Genomic DNA, 18076 nt, shown 5'->3' with positions numbered 1-18076 from the left:
CATGAGAGCGATGCGTTTGGCAACATTGTCTGCTGGAGATAAGGGGGGCCATGCCGAGCAACGGCATGGCAACTTTCGCTATGTGAGTGTACAGACCGGGGAACAGCCGCTAACTCGCTATCAGGGCACATTTAAGTGCAGATATGGTTATGGCAGAGCGGCTGAGACGGTACATCAGGGAGATACCGGACAGGACTTTGCTGCGGTACGTATGAAAGGAAATGTCTGCAATTTTGTTTTGTGTGATGGCGTAGGCATGAGTTACCTGGGCGATTTTGCAGCGCGTTTTCTGGGGAACGCTTTGCTGGATTGGTTGGAAACGACGCAACACACAACGGTAGAGGGTGTTGAGCGTCTTCTCCGTGATCTAACCCTTCCCGCATCGGAGCAATTGGAGAAATTACAGCCACTGGAAAGTTCCCCTTTGTTGCTGCGTGAAGTGTTGATGGAAAAGCGAAGTCGGGGCAGTCAGGCCATGTATGTGTGTGGGCGGATCGAGCTCACGGGAGGCGGCCGCAAAAGCCGTGTATGGTTAGCATGGCAAGGAGATTCCCGTATTCGCCTGTGGCGTAATGGTCAGGAACAGTCTGAATTATTTCAGACTCACTGCAAGACAAATGAGCGTTGGTCTACACTTGAAGGACCTGTTGGTGGTAAGCCGCACATCTGCGAGATGAAAGGGTCCGCAGGAGATTCGCTACGGCTCCAGTTATATACGGATGGATTAAATGATCTGGATGCCATTCAAGCCTATGTCCCGGATGAACACATTCAGGTACTACTGGATGCTACACATACCGGCGGTCTTGAAGATGATGCCGCTTTCATTGAGCTGGAATGGTGAGTGTGGGATATCAAGTTGTGGATCGATCCTGATGAAGCTGTGACAGCGGCAAAGATCAACTGTGAAAAAACTTGTTGGTGTTGATTTAAAAGACACTCTTTTTGGGTAATCTTGTGAAGAATTGATTTTGAGCTTGAACGTACATTCTTACATAATTGCTAAAATGAAGGAGTGGGATGGATAATGACACAACATAACGGCAAGTCACGGTTCCAGGGTAAGGTTGCGATTATTACCGGAGCAGGATCCGGGATTGGGAAGGCCACTGCGGTCAAGCTGGCTAAAGAGGGTGCACATGTTGCATTGTTTGATCTGGTGAATGATCGGATCTCGGAAACGGAAGCAGAGATTAATGCGCTGCACCCCGGTGCGGCAAGAGCATTTGATGTAGACATTTCCGACCCGGCACGTGTGGAAAAGGCTGTACTGGAAACCGTTGAGTTATTCGGCGGTTTGGATATTGTTTTTGCCAATGCGGGCATTAACGGTGTATCGGCGCCCATTGAGGAGATTCAGGTTGAAGATTGGCAGCAGATTATTACAACCAACCTGAATGGTACATTTTTCACGATTAAATATGCATTGCCTCACGTGAAAAAACGGGGTGGCGGCAGTATCATCATCACGAGTTCGATTAATGGCAATCAACGCTTCTCAAGCTTTGGCATGTCGGCGTACAGCACGTCTAAGGCAGGGCAGGTTGCTTTTGCGAAGATGGCTGCGCTGGAGCTGGCGAAGTTCAAGATACGTGTGAACGTGATCTGTCCAGGAGCAATTGCGACGAATATCGATCAAAGCACGGTCAAAACGGATGATCTGCAACAGATCATTATTCCGATGGAGTTTCCGGAAGGACAGCAACCACTTGCGGACGGGCCGGGTCAGCCTGAACATGTTGCCGATCTGGTAAGCTTCCTCGCATCGTCCGAATCCAGACATATTACCGGAGCAGAGATTGTTATTGATGGTGCCGAGTCATTGCTCAGCTAAGGGAGCGTTCTGAATAATTTCCATCTTGGTTAGATAAGTGTGTCTGCGATAGTCGTTCCTCTGGAACGGCTTTTTTTGTTATAATGCTAACATTCGAATAGAGATACTGAAGAGCAGTAGGGTACATTCATTAGGAGCGATCATATGCATATAGAGTTACCGATACAAGAGGTTATTCCTGAGTTAAGACAGTTATTTCGGTATCAAGATACAGGTGTGTTAATTGCAGAACCGGGGGCGGGGAAAACAACTGTTGTACCGCTGGCTTTGCTGGAGGAGCCGTGGGTTGCGGGGCGGAAAATCATTATGCTGGAACCCCGAAGGCTGGCTGCGCGTTCGGCTGCATCGAGACTGGCGGCTACGCTAGGGGAAAAGGCGGGTCAGACTGTAGGATATCGTGTACGCATGGATACCCGGGTGAGTCAGGCGACACGCATTGAAGTTGTGACGGAAGGGGTATTGACCCGGATGTTGCAGCAGGATCAGGGGCTTGAGGACACGGCAATGATTATATTTGATGAATTCCATGAGCGTCACTTACACGGAGACTTGGGCTTGGCTCTGACATTGGAATCGCGAGCGATGTTACGTCCAGATCTGAAATTGCTGGTGATGTCGGCGACCCTTGATCCTGTTCCCGTCTGTGTATTGCTTGGCGAAGGTACAAAATCAATTCACTGTCCCGGACGCACGTTTCCGGTGGAAACTCGATATGTACCGAGACCGGCAGCTATGCCTCTGGAACAATTCACGGCTCAGACGGTGAACAGGGCATTAGCCGAACAGGAGGGGGACGTGCTTGTTTTCCTTCCAGGGGCTAGAGAGATACACCGTACAGAGCGGGAGTTATCAAATGGTTCTCTTCCTGGACATGTGAAAGTTCATTCCCTGTATGGCAGTATGCCGGTGGAACAACAGGATGAGGCTATACGCCCGGCGGCCGAGGGCTCGCGCAAAGTTGTGTTGTCCACCTCCATTGCGGAATCCAGTCTCACACTGGCTGGAGTTAAGATTGTGGTGGATGCAGGGCTAAGTCGTGCATCGGCGTTTTCGCCGCGCACAGGCATGAGCCGACTTGTCACCCTGCCGGTGTCCAAGGCGTCAGCCGATCAACGGCGGGGGCGTGCGGGGCGAATTGCCCCGGGGGTGTGTTACCGGCTATGGAGCGAAGAGGTTCACGGGGGACTGCCTGAGGCAGCTCGCCCGGAGATCACCTCCGCGGATCTTGCACCGCTGGCGCTGGAGCTTGCCGTCTGGGGTGTCCAGTCCCCAGCAGAGCTGCAATGGCTGGACACCCCGCCTGACGCCGCCTACGGCCAGGCACAGGCGCTGCTTCGCCAGCTGGGCGGCCTGGACGACGCAGGCCGCATCACGCCCTTCGGGCGGCGGATGAACACGCTTGGCGTGCATCCGCGACTGGCCAGCATGCTGCTCCGCGCAGCGGAGCTTGGGCTGGCCAGCTACGCCAGCATGCTGGCGGCACTGCTGCAGGAGCCTGCCGGCCTCCGCAGCAGTGGCAGTGCAGGCGCGGGCACGGACCTCCGCCCGCGCGTAGAGGCGCTGCTGACCGCTGACAGCAGCGGCATGCCGCAAGCGGCAGCTGCTGTCGCAGACGGCGCGGCCGTGCGGCGCATGCTCCAGGAGAGCCGCCAGCTGCGCTCGGCGCTCGGCCCGGCGGCCGATCCGGTAAGGCCGGATGAGGACAGCTGCGGATTGCTGCTGTCCTTCGCCTATCCAGACCGGATCGGGCAACGCCGGGAGGACGGCCGCTATCTGCTGAGCAGCGGCCGCGGCGTAAGGCTCGCAGCGACAGAATCGCTGAGCCGTGCAGCGTATCTGGTCGCAGCCGAGGCAGACGACCAGGGCGCAGATGCTCGCATCCTGCTGGCTGCGCCGTTGCAGGAGCAGACCTTGTTGCAGGCAGGTCAGCACTTGCTGCACGATGAAGTGCAAGTGGCTTGGGATTCCAATACCCGCAGCGTGCGGGCACATAAGAGACTTCGTATTGGAGCCCTTGTGATTAAAGAGAGCAGTATTGCACAGCCACCTGAAGATCAGGTTCTGGAAGCACTGTTAACCGGAATACGAATGGAAGGGCTGGATTGCCTGCCCTGGACCAAAACATCCAGACAACTTGCGGACAGGCTGCGGTTCCTGCATCTCCATCTACCTGAGTGGCCTGACCTGATCGAAGATGAGCTGACCGAAGAGTTGGCAGAACATCTTACCCCTTATCTGACAGGCATGCGATCAGCAGCCGACCTCAAGAGATTGTCGATGCAAGATGTATTACTGGGTGGCCTGAGCTGGACGCAACGACAACAACTGGACGATGAAGCGCCGACGCATATACAGGTGCCCAGTGGTTCACGTATTCCTGTGGACTACAGTCGTCCAGAGGACCCGGCGCTGGCGGTAAGATTACAGGAGATGTTTGGACAACAGGAGACACCGCGTATAGCTGGTGGGCGAGTCCCGTTGACAATCCACCTATTATCACCGGCTCAGCGACCTGTACAGGTCACACGAGACTTGGCGAATTTCTGGCGAGAGACGTACTTTGACGTCAAAAAAGACCTGAAAGGTCGTTATCCGAAGCATTACTGGCCGGATAATCCACTTGAAGCGGTCGCCACAAATCGGGCCAAACCACGGGGGAAATAGATGAATTATTTCGTTTTTTCAAATATCAACGATTTGGCTCCCAAAGGGCGCGTTATCAGGTTAGACTTTGCTGAACAACAGTCAGTTTTGTAGCTGATCGAATCATTCTCTGTCTTTAAGAATCACCCTTTAACCAGGACGTGTCTCAAAACTCGCTAACGTGCATCTTTACTACCTTTTCGCCCCATGTTACGTCACTTTGCCTTTTCGCTCCATGCTGCGTTACCTTCCCTTGACGTGCTCCGGCACGCCTGCTGAAAACTTCCAGCATGGAACGATAATTTGGCAAAATCTGCTTTTTTAGAGGTTGAAGGCACACCCCAGAGCGTATCTTCAAATCTGCCGAAGCCGAAGTGTAACTGCACGTGCCTGGGGAGCTGAACATGGAGCAGAACCATGGAGCGGAGCGCTAACAAACTTGTGACGTCTTATTCAGCGATTTGAAGCGCCCGCAGCAATCTAAGGAATTTGAAACACCTTATATTTGAATAACCAGCCATTTACAACGGGTTTTTCAGGTGATTTTGGTAAATAACGTGTCTCATGTTCCTTACAAAATAAAAGGAGGACCCGGAGGCTAAATAAGACGTCCTCGGTTCCTTAGAAAATCGTCTGGACAATTCGCCAGGATCAGCCAGTCTGGACTTCAAGATGTTCTGGACGCCCACGTCCTTCAACGTAGAGCATGCCTGACAAAGTATCACATGCCTGAGTTTGAAGGCACACCCTGATGAGGAATAAAAAGGAATGAACCTCAGCAATTATTTGCTATCAACACATAGTAAATTGACTTGCTAGCGTTTAAAAGAAACTTAGGCGGGTAATAACATAGCGAACCACTCAATAATATGAGGAGGGATTCACTATGCAGAAGAAAATCGTAGGTGTGTTTAATACAGAACGTGAAGCATCGCAGGCTATCGAGGGTCTGAAAGCACAAGGATTCACTTCAGACGAAATCTCCGTTGTTACACAGGATCGGGATGAACTGAAGGCAATTCGGGAAGAGACAGGTACCAAAGCCCCTGAAGGCGTGGCTGCTGGTGCAGCAACAGGTGGTGTCCTTGGTGGCGTAGCCGGTCTGCTCGCAGGTATCGGTGCACTAGCCATACCCGGCATAGGACCGATTCTGGCCGCAGGCCCTATCGCAGCAGCATTTACCGGTGCAGCTGTGGGTGCGGGAGCTGGCGGATTGGTGGGGGGGCTTGTGGGTCTTGGTATTCCGGAAGAGGACGCTAAACAGTATGAGGAGTATGTACAGAATGGTAAAATCCTGCTGCTCGTAGATTCTACGGATCGGGACTCCGATGTGTATGATGTGTTCAGTGGAAACAGCCAGCTTAATCGAGACAGAGCCGAAGCAGCTCATCGCGGAGATGTGCCAGCCGAGCGTCCGGATCTGGATATGGAAGAACGCAGATTGGAAGCCCAAACCAAGGCAACGCGATTGGGTAACAATACATTCCTGTAATTTTGCCGCGAATTCGGTTGATATGAAATAAAACCCAATGACTTAATATCTGTAAAATGGAATGACATATATGATCCACCAGATGGTCATTAGCCGGTTTCCTTAAGGGAAGCCGGCTTTTGTCCCTGTGTTGCATATGGGTGGGTGTCAATAATGACGGATGGTGTTTTTACCCAGTCAAGCAGGGAATAACAATACATATAACAGTACAGCCAAAGCGAGTCCAATCACCAGTAGCATCATGGTAAGGAACCGGATTAATCCGGTCGATGCCTGAAACGTCTGTTCATTGATTTGTGTACGCTTCCGATGATAGGCTGCTGCCGAATATACAATGATGGATATGCCGCCAATCAGAGAAGTGATACCCGTAATAATCGCCGCAATATGTGCAAGTTGATCATACGCCGACGAATTGAAGCCAAATCCGGCAGCAAGAAAGCCGATGCCCGCCATGGCAATACCGGTGCGTACCCAGGCCAGAAAAGTTCGCTCGTTAGCCAGATGTTGCTGGACATACTTGGAATCGGTAGTGGTTACGTCTTTGTCTGTGGAAGAAATGTGAATCAACTCCGTTCATTAAATATACGGATTCATTTTCATTATATCTCTTATCGTAAAACCAAGAAAGGATGGCTGAAGGTATGCCTCGCAAAGAACGAATTACAGAAATAGAGAGCTTAAGGGGAATCGCCTTTGGAGCGGTGGTTCTCCAGCATTCCATCGCACATTACTCATTAGTCCCGGAAACGAGACTGGAGGATGGCGTGTTACTGGCCATACTGCTGATGCTCTCCAAATTTGCAGTTCCTTTATTCATATTCATAACAGGGATGGTGCTGTTTTATAACACGGGAGACAAGCTGCACTATGGCCAGTTCATGAGAAAAAGAGTAAACGACGTGATCGTGCCTTATCTGATCTGGTCACTCATTTATTTTACACTTGCACCGCGTGGTTGGACCGGATTTGGATGGAATGACATCCCAGACTTAGGCCTGAAGTTGCTTACGGGCAAAACGACTTCACACTTTTGGTACATCATTATGTTGATTCAGTTTTATCTGTTATTTCCGCTCTTTTTGCATGCCATTCGTTATGTATATAACCGATATGAGGCCAAGGGGCGCTTGATCGCATTATTGATTTCTGGTGTGGTGTATCTTGTACTTGCGGATCAATTAAGAAACATCGCCAAGTTCATGGAACGGCTGAATATCCCGGTGCTGACAGATGCTTTTACAACGTATGCAGACCGCAATTTCCTCTATTTTTTTATTTATTTTGTACTTGGTGCAGTAGCGGGGTTATCCGTCCAGCACTGGAATGAATGGATTCATCGATTGCGCTGGATATACTGGACAGTGTTTATTGTTCTGGGTCTGCGGTTTACTTATTTATTAATGCTAGAGTTTCAGAAGCCGGAAGGAATCAAAATTACGTTCTACACGGTCAGCTTGATCCGCCCTGATATGGCACTCTTTCTGATCGCTTCCATTATGGTCATGTACCAGTTGGCCGGAAAACTGCATAACCTCAGGGCTACACGATTGCTGGGATGGATTGGTGGTGTATCGTATGGCGGTTATCTGATGCATATGTTGATGCTGCGGTATAGCTACATTCCGGATGAGTTGTTTTACGTTGCTATGGGTTGGAACCCTGTCGTCCGAATGATCATCACCTGGTTGTTGGCTCTTACATTATCCTGTGTAGTGACATGGCTTATCTCGCGTGTAAGCTGGGGCAAATGGATTGTGGGAGCCGTACCGAAATCTGTCCGAAATAAATGAAAACATCAACATATGAAAAATTCATAATAGATCATCACAGCTGTACAGAAGTATAAGGGAGTAGAGTATACGGACACAAGATACAGGAGCACAGGTATTACAGCTTTTACAGCTTCTGCACAGTCTTTCTTATTATTAAAATTCTTGCACACGACTCCCTGAGCCCTGAAATAAACAAACTTTCGAATCAATTTCATAACTCACTAAAAATGGATTTCTGTAACTGGATATAGACAAATTGAACCGTTTCGATCTATATCCAGCCTTGATTGAAGCAGCTAAAAGTATTATGAAATTGATTCTTTTGAATATAAATTAAAATTTCATTACATGAAAAAGTCACAAAAGCAAACCTTTTTCCGTGCTTCCCCCAGGTCAAAGCGTATTCACACGATTTCTTGCTCGCCCTCCTTGAAGATAGATAAAAGGGGGGCAAAGCGGAGAAAGATGGCAGAACCCGAACATAAGTTTTATAATACTAGATATATAAGTTCTGACAGGAGGGGAAAGAACGTGGCTTTTATGATTGCACAGCGGGCATTTATCAAGCTGTATCTGATTACGATGGTTGAACAGCACAGGGGGTATGGTTACGAGATGCTGGAGGCGATGAAGCAGGAATTCAAAGACTACGGTTATGTACCACCCCAGAGCGAGGTATATCGGGCACTGCATGAATTGGTACAGCAAGGTGTTTTTTATCGAACGAAGAAGCTGAAGGGTAACGATCCAAAGGTCGATTTTCAGGAAATCGTTTTATATCATTTTACGGATGATGGTGCGGAAAAAGCTGAGTTATACAAGAAACAGGTCAAAACGGACCTGGATCGTTGTCTCGGCATGTTACACAAGGCAGAAGAGGACAATTACGGTACGAAAGGAAGATGAGCATGAACAGACAGTTACAGTGGGGTGTACTCGGTACGTCAACCATTGCCAAAAATGCAGTCATTCCGGCGATACAGCAGTCCGAACGCGGTGAGGTGTTGGCGATTGCCAGCCGTAGTAAGGAAAAAGCGGAAACCCTTGCTGAAGAACTCGGCATTGCCAGATCGTATGGCAGTTATGAAGAGCTCATCGCTGATCCGGACATTGAAGCCGTCTATATTCCTTTGCCTAACCATATGCACAAAGAATGGACCATCAAAGCGGCACAGGCTGGCAAACACGTGTTGTGTGAGAAACCGGCTGCCCTGAATGCAGATGAATCGACAGAAATGATTGAGGTATGTCATCAGCAAGGTGTTCTTTTTGCAGAAGCAATTATGTATCGATATCATCCCAAGCACAGACGTGTGCAAGAGATTATAGCTAGTGGAGAGATTGGCATCGTTAGAGCCATCCATGGTAACTTTACCTGTAATACCGCTGATGACAAGGAAAATGTAAGGTTCAAAAGAGAGATGGGCGGCGGATCGTTATTCGATCTTGGCGTGTATCCGATCTCGGCAGCCCGGATGTATCTGGGACAGGAACCGGAAGCGGTAACAGTTCACGCTCTATTCTCGGACGAGCATGATGGCGTGGATATGATGGCGTCGGGACTGGTAGAATTTCCGAATTCGGTAGCTTTAACTTTTGACTGTGGTATGTGGGCTTCAGGTCGAGCGGAGATGGAGATTCTCGGGACGGAAGGGCGGATTGAACTGCCAAAAGTATTTGGCTGGGAGAACAGTGATATTCCACCTCAGATTATTGTACACACGGATTCGGTCAGTCGTGAGGAACGTGTATCCGTGTCGAATTCCTATGTGCTTCAGGTGGAGACGTTTGCAACGGCTGTGCTTGAAGGAGAGGCCTTACCTTTCAGTCCGGAAAATACCATTCAAAACATGCGCGTTATTGATGCATGCCTGGAATCGGCTCGAACTCGTCAACGTGTGCAATTGATCGATTAGATTAGGTCAAATCAGTTTAAACATACTAGAAAAGTAGACTCCATCTTCAGGGATGAGAGTCTTTTTTCTGTCTTAAAATGTTACAATTATAATATTTTACAATTTAAACGTCTTCATTTGATATTTCTACCAAAATGATGTGATATAAATAGTCATGAGATGACTTGTTTACTATAATCTAGCAGAACATACAACTAGACTGTTACAGCTTGCAGAACGCATATCGTGACAACGTTCATCTACTTTGAGGGATCGGGAGGCCGGATTGATGAAAAAGTTGATATCCACCGCATTACTGGCATTGTTGTTAACGTTTGTTTTCCTCACAGGTTCACAGTTCACTCCAGTCGCACAGCAGAAGGCATCTGCTGCAACATGTACCATCATCAATACGTTTACGGGTGTAGCAAATTATTTGAGTGCAAACGGAACGTTGCCATGTAACTTTATTACCAAATCACAGGCAACTGGGCTCGGCTGGGTAGCGTCAAAAGGAAACTTGGCTGTAGTAGCTCCTGGGAAAAGCATCGGTGGGGACACATTTGGCAATCGGGAAGGGCTGCTGCCTTCGGCCAGCGGACGTACATGGCGCGAAGCGGATATTAACTATACTTCCGGCTTTCGTAATTCGGATCGGATTGTGTACTCCAATGATGGACTTATCTACAAAACGACAGATCACTATGCATCCTTTACACGTTTGAAATAGAGGAAGGAGCAGCCATGAATACCGTGATTCTGGATGGAGAAGACTTTGCTAGTAGCGTTGAACTTCATCAACAATTAAAGGTTAAGCTTAAACTGCCGGATTTTTATGGCGGTAATCTCGATGCATTGTGGGATTGTCTGACGGGTACGATTGAACTTCCACTTGAGCTAAAATGGACCAACTACCAAATCAGCGAAGAACGACTGGGGAATGAAGCAGGCCGGGTACGTGATTTGATGTTGGAGGTACAGGCTGAACAGGCTGGATTTCAATTGCTTGTTGAGAAGTAGGCAGCAAATAAAGACAGTTCAAATACAATACGTCCAGCCGAGCAGACCACATGTGGTCTGTTTTTTTTGTGTTATAGAGGTTGCCCAAAAAGGTTGTTAAAAAAGTCTTTGTGTTGATTACGAATCATCTGAAAGAATAGCGAGCTATAACTTTACTTACTTGTCGTTAAAATTATTTTCACGGAGGTATTGATTTCTGCATAACTTACGTTAAAATAAAATTAACATGAAAAATATTTTAACGTTGAGGAGTGAAAAGGGATGAGCGATAACACAGCAGTTGGCAAGCAAGGTATGGGTGAGTTAATACGAATCAGACCGTACATGCAATTTATGCTTAGTAAAGTTGTATCCAGATTTGGTGATTCGATTGATTCCATTGCTTACAGTTGGATGGTGTACATTCTAACCGGTTCGAAAGTGCTGATGGGTACGTTGCTGGCGGTGAATTTTTTGCCCAATATCCTTCTGGGACTGTTCGCCGGGGCTTTGGTTGATCGCATGTCTCCCAAAAAAGTGATTGTGATTACGAATACGGGTCGCGGGTTGTTGGTGGGTATTACAGCTCTGCTGTTTGGATTGGGCCAACTTGAAGTCTGGCATCTGTTTGTCATTACAATTCTGATTTCTTTGCTGGAATGCTTCACTACTCCTGCGGAAGTGTCCAGTGTCCCCCGATTGCTTCCCCCATCAATGCTGCTTTCGGGTAATGCCATGTCCTCTTCCGCAACCAGAGTGGCCGAACTCGCAGGACTTGCAGTGGCGGGTGCCCTTATTGCTACAATAGGCATTGCCTGGACGATCCTGATTGATGCGGGGTTGTTTGCGCTAAGTGCTTTAATTATGAGCCGAGTAGGCTACCCTGAAGTCCTAACATCTGCTAACAATGAAGATAAAACATCATATGAAATGAATTCTCATCCATCCGACAAAAGTAGTATATTCTCCGAAATGGCGGAAGCTTTTCATTTTCTCCGTAAACATGCCTTATTGTTAATTGTCTCCATCCTGTTTGCCTTCGTTAATTTCTGCCTGATGCCGTTTAATGTTCTCCGTACACCCTATGTCATTGAAACGTTGCATGCTGGCGCTGGGGGATTAAGTCTGCTCAGTGGGCTGATGGTGGGGGGGATGTTGCTTAGTGGTGTATGGTTGACGCAAAGGGGAGCGAATTATCGTAAAAGTGTGCTGGTTATAAGCGGTATTGTCATGTTGGGTCTCAGTTACGCGATGACGGCACTACCCGCTTACATGACTTCCTTCCAACTACCGGTTGCAGCGGCCTTTTGTCTACTGATGGGTATGGGGATTCCGCTGGCTACAACACCGCTGGCAACCTATCTTATGGAAGTTACCCCTTCGGAGATGCTAGGCAGAGTGTACGCCCTTCAAAGTATGCTTGTCTTGAGTGTCGCACCACTTGGGAGTCTGGCTTCGGGAGCACTTGCAGATTGGATGACCATGCCTGTTCTGTTTATCGTCTTTGGTATTATGCTTGCCATGTCAGCAGGTATGCTGTTATTTAGCAAAAGTTTTCGAAGTGCTCTGTGAAGATATTCAGAAGTGATCATAAGCCGATTTTCTGTATCAAGTCATTTCTGGCTCGTTTTGACCGAAGTCCTGACGCAGCGGTATAATAGAGACATGGATGGACAACAGGTACCCCGGAAATGAGGATACAGGGATGGCGCACAAGGTTCTTTCAACAATTGAAGAAATTAAAATCTACTCCGATCCGTATCGGATACAGATTATGAATATGTTTAACAAGCAGGGTAGACCATCCACTGTCAAAGAAATCGCCGACCAGATGGGTGAGGTACCAGCCAAAGTTCACTATCATGTAAAAAAGCTGGAGAAAATTGGTCTGCTGACGATCGTTTCCACACGTGAGATTAATGGGATTATCGCAAAATACTACGAACCGTTCACCGGAGAGATCCATCTCCGTCACGAAGATGAAGATAAGGAAAACTCTCCATTGAAACAGGTATTTCGGTCCGAGACACTCAAATTATTAAATGAGATGTTCGAACAGAGTCGTCAGCGATTCATGCACCAGGCGGAAAATGAAGATCGAATGTTTCTCTCGGACATCACGCTGTATGCAACCCGTGAGGAAGTAGAGCAGTTGTATAAAAACATCATAAAACTCTGTGAACCCTATACAACAAAAGAGAATCGGCAAGGGGAACAGGAGGTTTTTCAGTTATTCTCTGCTCTCTCCAAACCTATAGTGAAAATACCTGCTTCTAAGACTAATGCAAAAGAGAAAAAGAAAGCTACGTCTGATAAGGACAAAGCAACTACGAAAAAGTCTCGATCTGTGTCTAAGCGGCAGGAATCTGCATCATCTGGTAGTGAGTCGGAAGAATAAACGGATGGAATACATGGGTTCAGCCTTATCGCTGGAAGCAAGTAACCGCAAACGTGAGAGACTGTTATGGAGAAAACTAGAAAAAGCCGCCCAATGGCGGCTTTTTAATGCGTGATAAGGAAGGCTAATGGTGGAGCAGCCTATGGAATCAATCAATTTTAACGCTTAACGTTTCAGTTCATAACAAAGTTACATGTTCTCATCGTAACCCTTCACATCACGTTTGGCTGCGGTTGCGGGGGAGTTGGATGTACCATATTCTTCGACCGCTTCCCAGGCATCTGCGTTGTCGAACTTGCCGGCCCGCTTCTGTCTTCCTTCTCCAGCACCACTCGGAGGCATGGTCATCACTTCTTCTTCAACGGGGCGATCGTTGCTGATCTCCCGATTAGGCGTGTCGTCAATACAGTAAGCCGTATAGGGGATAGCTTCAAGTCGTTCGAAGGGAATATCTTCGCCGCACGTTACACAGGTTCCATATGTACCTTGCTCCATACGTTCCAATGCGTCGTTCACTTGATTGAATTCGTCTGTTAATGTATCGTCAATCGCCAGATCACGGCTGCGTTCAAATGTTTCCGTACCAGCATCTGCCGGATGATTATCATAGGAGGACAGCTCACCGGTTGAATCTTTCAGCGACTCGACTGGAGCACCGTCTTCCATGCTGGATTCAAAATGACGCTGCAAGTTTTCACGTTGCTCCAAAAGGGCGTTTTTCAGTATTTGATGTTGATCTTTAGTTAATGTACTCATAAGGACATGCTCCTTTCCCGTTGTGGGGTGTAGTGAGTCTTTACCCGAATTGGATGAAAAGCAATCATTTTCGTGAGGAATAGGGCTGTATCGTTTTATATCTGACGGATTATGTGTTATAAAAAATAGAGAGAGAAAATGCCGTATGTTATTCACAGGAAATGAAACACGGCTTGGCTTATAATGGAGGTTGTCAATATGGATGAACATATGAAACGAAGATTGGATAAACAGAGACAATTGTTCAAACAATTGGGTGTGCAGCTAGATGCGTTATCGATACATGAAAAACAATTTAATTATAAACTTCGTGGTTATGATCCGGATGAGGTAGATGCTTATCTTGATCTGGTCATCAAAGATTACGAACGTTTCTATGCCAATATTGCAGATCTGATGGACAAATGGCAAGAACAGCAGTTAACGATCCGCGATCTCAAGTCGTCCGCGAAACCGGTGGAAGATCCGACCAAGATTGATCGCAAACAACTGGATGATATTGTGAAACAACTGGAATACAGTGTGCGACAGCTCAAGATCAGAGCACGTCCCGAAAAGGATCTGTTCTCTGAATAAGGTCGGCATGTCCTGGATTATATTAAATAAAGGTGGTTAATCATGAGTACTCATTTTTCGGTCAGTGTGCATTGTTTGTTGTTATTGTCACTCAGCGCGCCTGAACGAATCACGTCTGCACACATTGCAGGTAGCGTGAATACCAACCCTGTCGTCGTCAGACGTATTCTGGGCGGGCTGAAAAAGGCAGGATTGGTGAACTCCTCTCCTGGAACAAGAGGCTTCTACTTAGCGAAGCCATCAAGTGAAATCACATTAGCCATGATCTATCAGGCTGCCAAGGACGAAGGTCCATTGTTCCCGATTCATGGCAATTGTAACCCGGATTGTGAAGTGGGCTTGCATATAGACAGCTTGCTGACCAATCTGTATCAGGTTGCCGAGGCGAAGGTGGAGCAGTTCTTTGCATCCATTACACTCGAAGATTTGGAACGTTCCTGTACTCAGATGCAAGCTGTTCCATCACAGACAGAGTAGATTGCAGTAAGACGAAAAGTTCATGTTGGTTTTCAGTACCGAGAAGATGGGATGAAGCTAGAAATGGAGTAGCGGAGCTTAGGAAACTACGTGAGCAACTACAATGTTTCCTAAGGAAACAACCTTCGTAAGCATATGCTTAATTCGGCTGAATTCCATATTCGATGCTGCGATGCCGTTAGGCATCCTTCGTAATCAAAAGCGGACTTTTTGAACGACCTTAAAGGAAAGGTGGGTTGTTATATGAAAATTGTAGTCATATCTGACACGCATTGTTCACGTAAATCACGGAAGTTACCGACTAGGCTCCTGGATGTATTGCCGAGTGCAGATCTCATTCTTCATGCCGGTGACTGGTCGGATTGGAGTGTATACCCATTGCTTAGTGAGTATGCACCAGTTGAAGGGGTAGCGGGTAATACGGACCCGTCTGAAATCGCTGAAAAACTGGGATATTCCCGTATTGTTGAAGTGGAAGGGCTTCGTCTGGGTCTTGTGCACGGTCATCTGGGATCAAAGGGTACGGAGCAGAATGCAATTCATACCTTTGCAGGCCAGCATGTGGATGCTGTGATCTATGGACACTCACACATCCCAGTGATGCATACCGTGGACAACACGCTGGTATTTAATCCCGGGTCGCCTACAGATCGGCGTTTTCAGAAGCAATACTCATTTGGCATCATGACAATAGATCAGGGGAGAATACAGGCTGAACACGTATTCTTTGATCGGGATTAGAGAGATATGCGCTGGTTGCAAGTTGGACGAGTGCAAGAACCAGAACCAGCTACTGAAGTGGCGACTGGATAACTGACAGGGAACTTTTTTTCCTTAAATTTCATCTTATATATATGATTATTGTACAAGGCATCTTTGAGCAGAATTCAAATCTGTTCCAGGGATGTCTTTTTTGATTTGAGATCACATCATTCTCTTGGGAAGTTATCTCTGAATGGGGAATGTGCTCTGTTCGTTATCTGTCATTCATCTGTTGGCGTTTTCCCCTATGGTGACGTTCAGTGGAGTGATACAATGCCTTTACGACATAAAATGAATACGTTTACATAAGGAGATGGATCATGATGAAACTGTCTGTATTCACCGTGGCTACCCCTGATCTGAATGCAGAAGAATTGGCATCGGCTGCGGCAGCAACGGGGATTGATGGAATTGAGTGGAGATTCCGTGGAATTCCTGAAGATGCTATGTCTGAAGAGCCTTCTTACTGGAGAAATAATCGATGCTCGGTAGATCCAAGCCGCTGGGAGGAACAGGTTCCTGTTTTTCGTGAAGCAGCGTTAGGGCAAGGTAGAAAATCCATCGCACTTGTACCGTATCTGAACTGTGATGATCTGTCTGCCACCAAGCAAGCGTTTCAGGCTGCTGCTGGTTTAGGAGCATCTATGATGCGTGTGGGTGTCCCTGGATATGATCGCAAGACCAGTTATCCTGAGTTGTATCGTAAAGCCGTTGATTACCTGAGTGAAGTACAAGATCTGGCCAAACAGTACAACATAAAGGCGATTGTAGAGACGCATCATCAGACGATAGCACCGACGGCATCGCTGGCCTATCGGCTTGTGCAATCGCTCGACCCGCAGCATGTGGGTGTATTGTACGATCCAGGCAATATGGTGCATGAAGGATATGAGAATCATCGGATGGGACTTGAGTTGTTAGGCCCTTATCTGGCTCATGTACATGTGAAAAATGCCGGGTGGTTTGAAGCAGAAGGGAAAGATTCGCAAAAGGCTAATGTGACTGAGAAGAGCAGGGGAGTGGCTCTGAATACAGTCTGGAAATGTCACTGGACGCCGCTGACTGAAGGCATGGTCGATTGGGTACAGATGGTGCGGGATCTTCGTGCCGTAGGGTATGACGGATATTACGGAATAGAGGACTTTAGTGGTGCCTTGGAATCCAAGGCGATGTTACAGCATTTTGCAGACGTTTTCGCCGAAATTGAGCGTCGTGTGGACGAGGAGGAGCAGTCATGAGTATCGTACGAGTAGCGGTTATTGGTATAGGAAACATGGGAGCAGCACATGCCAGAACGTTGGTGGCTGGAGAAGTACCCGGTGCAGAGCTGGTCGCCGTATGTGATGTAAGAAGAGAGATGGAGAGCTGGGTATCCAGTCACCTTCCGGCAACGGTCACCTATTGGCAGGATGCAGAGCAGATGATGGCTTCGGGTACGATTGATGCAGTCATTATTGCAACGCCGCATTATGATCATCCGGAACAGGCCATTCAGGCTTTCCAGCATGGCTTGCATGTCATGATCGAGAAGCCGGCCGGTGTATATACGAAACAGGTACGCAAGATGAATGAAGCGGCCGCGGCCAGTGGCAAAGTCTTTTCCATGATGTACAACCAGCGAACCAATCCACTCTACATTAAGCTGAGAGACTTGATTGCTTCGGGCGAACTGGGTGAAGTACGGCGTACCAACTGGATTATTACGAACTGGTATCGATCCCAAAGTTACTATGATTCCGGCGGCTGGCGGGCAACATGGGCAGGTGAAGGGGGCGGTGTACTGATTAACCAGGACCCCCATCAACTGGATCTGTGGCAGTGGACCATCGGCATGATGCCGGTACGAATGCGTGCTTTCTGTTCGTTTGGCAAGTATCGGAACATTGAAGTGGAAGATGATGTAACAGCTTATGTGGAGTATGAAAATGGAGCAACGGGTGTCTTCGTAACGACTACTGGAGAAGCACCGGGTACCAATCGATTCGAGGTCAACGGAGACTGGGGTAAAATCGTGATCGAAGATGGAAAACTTACGTTCTGGCGACTTCGGGAATCTGAGCCTGAATTCAATCAGCGGTTTACCGGAGGTTTTGGACAGCCAGAATGCTGGAAATGCGAGATTCCGATTACAGGTGTGGAAACGGGTCACCCGGGTCTGATTCGTAACTGGGTTGATGCGATTCGTACAGGCGTACCACTTATTGCTCCCGGTGAGGATGGTATACACGGATTGACGTTATCGAACGCTATGTTGCTGTCCACCTGGACGGATAACTGGGTGGATCTGCCGATCGATGAGGATCTGTTCTATGAGCATCTGCAGGAACGCATTGCTGGATCAACGACGAAGAAAGACAAGGCATTCAGTGGCAGTCAACCTGCTGATTTGAATCAGACGTTTAAATGAAGACGATTTGTTATGTAAGACGAGTTCATTGTAATCAACATTTTATAAAAAGGATGGGATGA

Annotated in this window: 18 protein-coding genes; 16 read left to right on the top strand and 2 right to left on the bottom strand. The window is 47.8% G+C overall.

Translation table 11 applies throughout. The features are described from left to right. Position 1 precedes the first annotated feature (1 nt). From ACDJ59_RS14210 to ACDJ59_RS14195, 4 genes are all read left to right on the top strand, one after another. On the top strand, positions 2-844 hold the full coding sequence (locus ACDJ59_RS14210; protein ID WP_413409551.1) for a protein phosphatase 2C domain-containing protein: 843 nt from the start codon (positions 2-4) through the stop codon (positions 842-844). Between the two features lie 183 nt (positions 845-1027). Next, complete coding sequence (locus tag ACDJ59_RS14205) at positions 1028-1834, top strand: SDR family oxidoreductase (protein WP_017689067.1); 807 nt, start codon at positions 1028-1030, stop codon at positions 1832-1834. A gap of 144 nt (positions 1835-1978) precedes the next feature. Beyond that, positions 1979-4498 carry an ATP-dependent helicase HrpB gene (hrpB, locus tag ACDJ59_RS14200; protein WP_413409549.1) on the top strand — a complete coding sequence of 840 codons (2520 nt, stop codon included), beginning with the start codon at positions 1979-1981 and terminating at the stop codon, positions 4496-4498. A gap of 865 nt (positions 4499-5363) precedes the next feature. Beyond that, the gene (locus ACDJ59_RS14195; RefSeq protein ID WP_221825175.1) at positions 5364-5969 is read left to right on the top strand and encodes a general stress protein; all 606 of its coding nucleotides are present in this window, start codon (positions 5364-5366) and stop codon (positions 5967-5969) included. A 177-nt stretch (positions 5970-6146) separates the two neighbouring features. Here ACDJ59_RS14195 and ACDJ59_RS14190 read toward each other — a convergent pair whose 3' ends face one another. Further along, the gene (locus tag ACDJ59_RS14190) at positions 6147-6539 is read right to left on the bottom strand and encodes a YidH family protein (RefSeq protein ID WP_413409548.1); all 393 of its coding nucleotides are present in this window, start codon (positions 6537-6539) and stop codon (positions 6147-6149) included. 74 nt (positions 6540-6613) lie between these two features. Between ACDJ59_RS14190 and ACDJ59_RS14185 the strand changes: the two genes are divergently transcribed. The 7 genes from ACDJ59_RS14185 (at position 6614) to ACDJ59_RS14155 (ending at position 13036) form a co-directional block, all read left to right on the top strand. Then, a complete protein-coding gene (locus ACDJ59_RS14185; protein ID WP_413409546.1) occupies positions 6614-7762 on the top strand; it encodes an acyltransferase in 1149 nt (382 codons plus the stop codon). A 513-nt stretch (positions 7763-8275) separates the two neighbouring features. Then, positions 8276-8650, top strand: a complete 375-nt coding sequence (locus ACDJ59_RS14180) for a helix-turn-helix transcriptional regulator (protein WP_036609188.1) — start codon at positions 8276-8278, stop codon at positions 8648-8650. A 2-nt stretch (positions 8651-8652) separates the two neighbouring features. Continuing rightward, positions 8653-9660, top strand: coding sequence for a Gfo/Idh/MocA family protein (locus ACDJ59_RS14175; protein ID WP_413409545.1), 1008 nt, complete (start codon positions 8653-8655; stop codon positions 9658-9660). A 268-nt stretch (positions 9661-9928) separates the two neighbouring features. After that, positions 9929-10369, top strand: coding sequence for a ribonuclease (locus ACDJ59_RS14170; protein ID WP_036609184.1), 441 nt, complete (start codon positions 9929-9931; stop codon positions 10367-10369). Positions 10370-10383: 14 nt separating this feature from the next. After that, on the top strand, positions 10384-10659 hold the full coding sequence (locus ACDJ59_RS14165) for a barstar family protein (RefSeq protein ID WP_076318557.1): 276 nt from the start codon (positions 10384-10386) through the stop codon (positions 10657-10659). A 261-nt stretch (positions 10660-10920) separates the two neighbouring features. Continuing rightward, a complete protein-coding gene (locus ACDJ59_RS14160; protein WP_413409543.1) occupies positions 10921-12210 on the top strand; it encodes an MFS transporter in 1290 nt (429 codons plus the stop codon). Positions 12211-12343: 133 nt separating this feature from the next. Beyond that, on the top strand, positions 12344-13036 hold the full coding sequence (locus ACDJ59_RS14155) for an ArsR/SmtB family transcription factor (protein WP_413409541.1): 693 nt from the start codon (positions 12344-12346) through the stop codon (positions 13034-13036). Positions 13037-13225: 189 nt separating this feature from the next. On the opposite strand, the gene ACDJ59_RS14150 is transcribed toward ACDJ59_RS14155, so the two are convergent. Beyond that, positions 13226-13792 (bottom strand): TraR/DksA C4-type zinc finger protein, encoded by a 567-nt coding sequence (locus ACDJ59_RS14150; protein ID WP_101313450.1) that lies wholly within the window; start codon positions 13790-13792, stop codon positions 13226-13228. 198 nt (positions 13793-13990) lie between these two features. Here ACDJ59_RS14150 and ACDJ59_RS14145 point away from each other — a divergent pair, with 198 nt between their 5' ends. From ACDJ59_RS14145 to ACDJ59_RS14125, 5 genes are all read left to right on the top strand, one after another. Continuing rightward, the gene (locus ACDJ59_RS14145; protein ID WP_017689054.1) at positions 13991-14368 is read left to right on the top strand and encodes a DivIVA domain-containing protein; all 378 of its coding nucleotides are present in this window, start codon (positions 13991-13993) and stop codon (positions 14366-14368) included. A 42-nt stretch (positions 14369-14410) separates the two neighbouring features. After that, positions 14411-14845 carry an Rrf2 family transcriptional regulator gene (locus ACDJ59_RS14140; protein WP_413409539.1) on the top strand — a complete coding sequence of 145 codons (435 nt, stop codon included), beginning with the start codon at positions 14411-14413 and terminating at the stop codon, positions 14843-14845. A 243-nt stretch (positions 14846-15088) separates the two neighbouring features. Further along, positions 15089-15586, top strand: a complete 498-nt coding sequence (locus ACDJ59_RS14135) for a metallophosphoesterase family protein (RefSeq protein ID WP_413409538.1) — start codon at positions 15089-15091, stop codon at positions 15584-15586. A gap of 344 nt (positions 15587-15930) precedes the next feature. Further along, complete coding sequence (locus ACDJ59_RS14130) at positions 15931-16845, top strand: sugar phosphate isomerase/epimerase family protein (RefSeq protein ID WP_413409816.1); 915 nt, start codon at positions 15931-15933, stop codon at positions 16843-16845. Next, positions 16842-18014 (top strand): Gfo/Idh/MocA family protein, encoded by a 1173-nt coding sequence (locus tag ACDJ59_RS14125; protein ID WP_413409536.1) that lies wholly within the window; start codon positions 16842-16844, stop codon positions 18012-18014. Before ACDJ59_RS14130 ends, ACDJ59_RS14125 begins: the two co-directional genes overlap by 4 nt. Positions 18015-18076: the final 62 nt, after the last annotated feature.

This window comes from Paenibacillus amylolyticus, from assembly GCF_047302515.1.
Lineage (GTDB): Bacteria > Bacillota > Bacilli > Paenibacillales > Paenibacillaceae > Paenibacillus > Paenibacillus amylolyticus_G.
Note: the sequence above shows the minus strand (reverse complement) of the source record. Positions and strands in the feature narration are given on the sequence as shown.

What these genes read in the sequence shown, in the direction of transcription:
- ACDJ59_RS14165 (WP_076318557.1), top strand. Translation starts at nt 10,384, where the DNA reads ATGAATACCGTGATTCTGGATGGAGAAGACTTTGCTAGTAGCGTTGAA.
- ACDJ59_RS14205 (WP_017689067.1), top strand. Translation starts at nt 1,028, where the DNA reads ATGACACAACATAACGGCAAGTCACGGTTCCAGGGTAAGGTTGCGATT.
- ACDJ59_RS14160 (WP_413409543.1), top strand. Translation starts at nt 10,921, where the DNA reads ATGAGCGATAACACAGCAGTTGGCAAGCAAGGTATGGGTGAGTTAATA.
- ACDJ59_RS14140 (WP_413409539.1), top strand. Translation starts at nt 14,411, where the DNA reads ATGAGTACTCATTTTTCGGTCAGTGTGCATTGTTTGTTGTTATTGTCA.
- ACDJ59_RS14185 (WP_413409546.1), top strand. Translation starts at nt 6,614, where the DNA reads ATGCCTCGCAAAGAACGAATTACAGAAATAGAGAGCTTAAGGGGAATC.
- ACDJ59_RS14135 (WP_413409538.1), top strand. Translation starts at nt 15,089, where the DNA reads ATGAAAATTGTAGTCATATCTGACACGCATTGTTCACGTAAATCACGG.
- ACDJ59_RS14130 (WP_413409816.1), top strand. Translation starts at nt 15,931, where the DNA reads ATGAAACTGTCTGTATTCACCGTGGCTACCCCTGATCTGAATGCAGAA.
- hrpB (WP_413409549.1), top strand. Translation starts at nt 1,979, where the DNA reads ATGCATATAGAGTTACCGATACAAGAGGTTATTCCTGAGTTAAGACAG.
- ACDJ59_RS14145 (WP_017689054.1), top strand. Translation starts at nt 13,991, where the DNA reads ATGGATGAACATATGAAACGAAGATTGGATAAACAGAGACAATTGTTC.
- ACDJ59_RS14150 (WP_101313450.1), bottom strand. Translation starts at nt 13,792, where the DNA reads ATGAGTACATTAACTAAAGATCAACATCAAATACTGAAAAACGCCCTT.
- ACDJ59_RS14195 (WP_221825175.1), top strand. Translation starts at nt 5,364, where the DNA reads ATGCAGAAGAAAATCGTAGGTGTGTTTAATACAGAACGTGAAGCATCG.
- ACDJ59_RS14125 (WP_413409536.1), top strand. Translation starts at nt 16,842, where the DNA reads ATGAGTATCGTACGAGTAGCGGTTATTGGTATAGGAAACATGGGAGCA.
- ACDJ59_RS14170 (WP_036609184.1), top strand. Translation starts at nt 9,929, where the DNA reads ATGAAAAAGTTGATATCCACCGCATTACTGGCATTGTTGTTAACGTTT.
- ACDJ59_RS14175 (WP_413409545.1), top strand. Translation starts at nt 8,653, where the DNA reads ATGAACAGACAGTTACAGTGGGGTGTACTCGGTACGTCAACCATTGCC.
- ACDJ59_RS14155 (WP_413409541.1), top strand. Translation starts at nt 12,344, where the DNA reads ATGGCGCACAAGGTTCTTTCAACAATTGAAGAAATTAAAATCTACTCC.
- ACDJ59_RS14210 (WP_413409551.1), top strand. Translation starts at nt 2, where the DNA reads ATGAGAGCGATGCGTTTGGCAACATTGTCTGCTGGAGATAAGGGGGGC.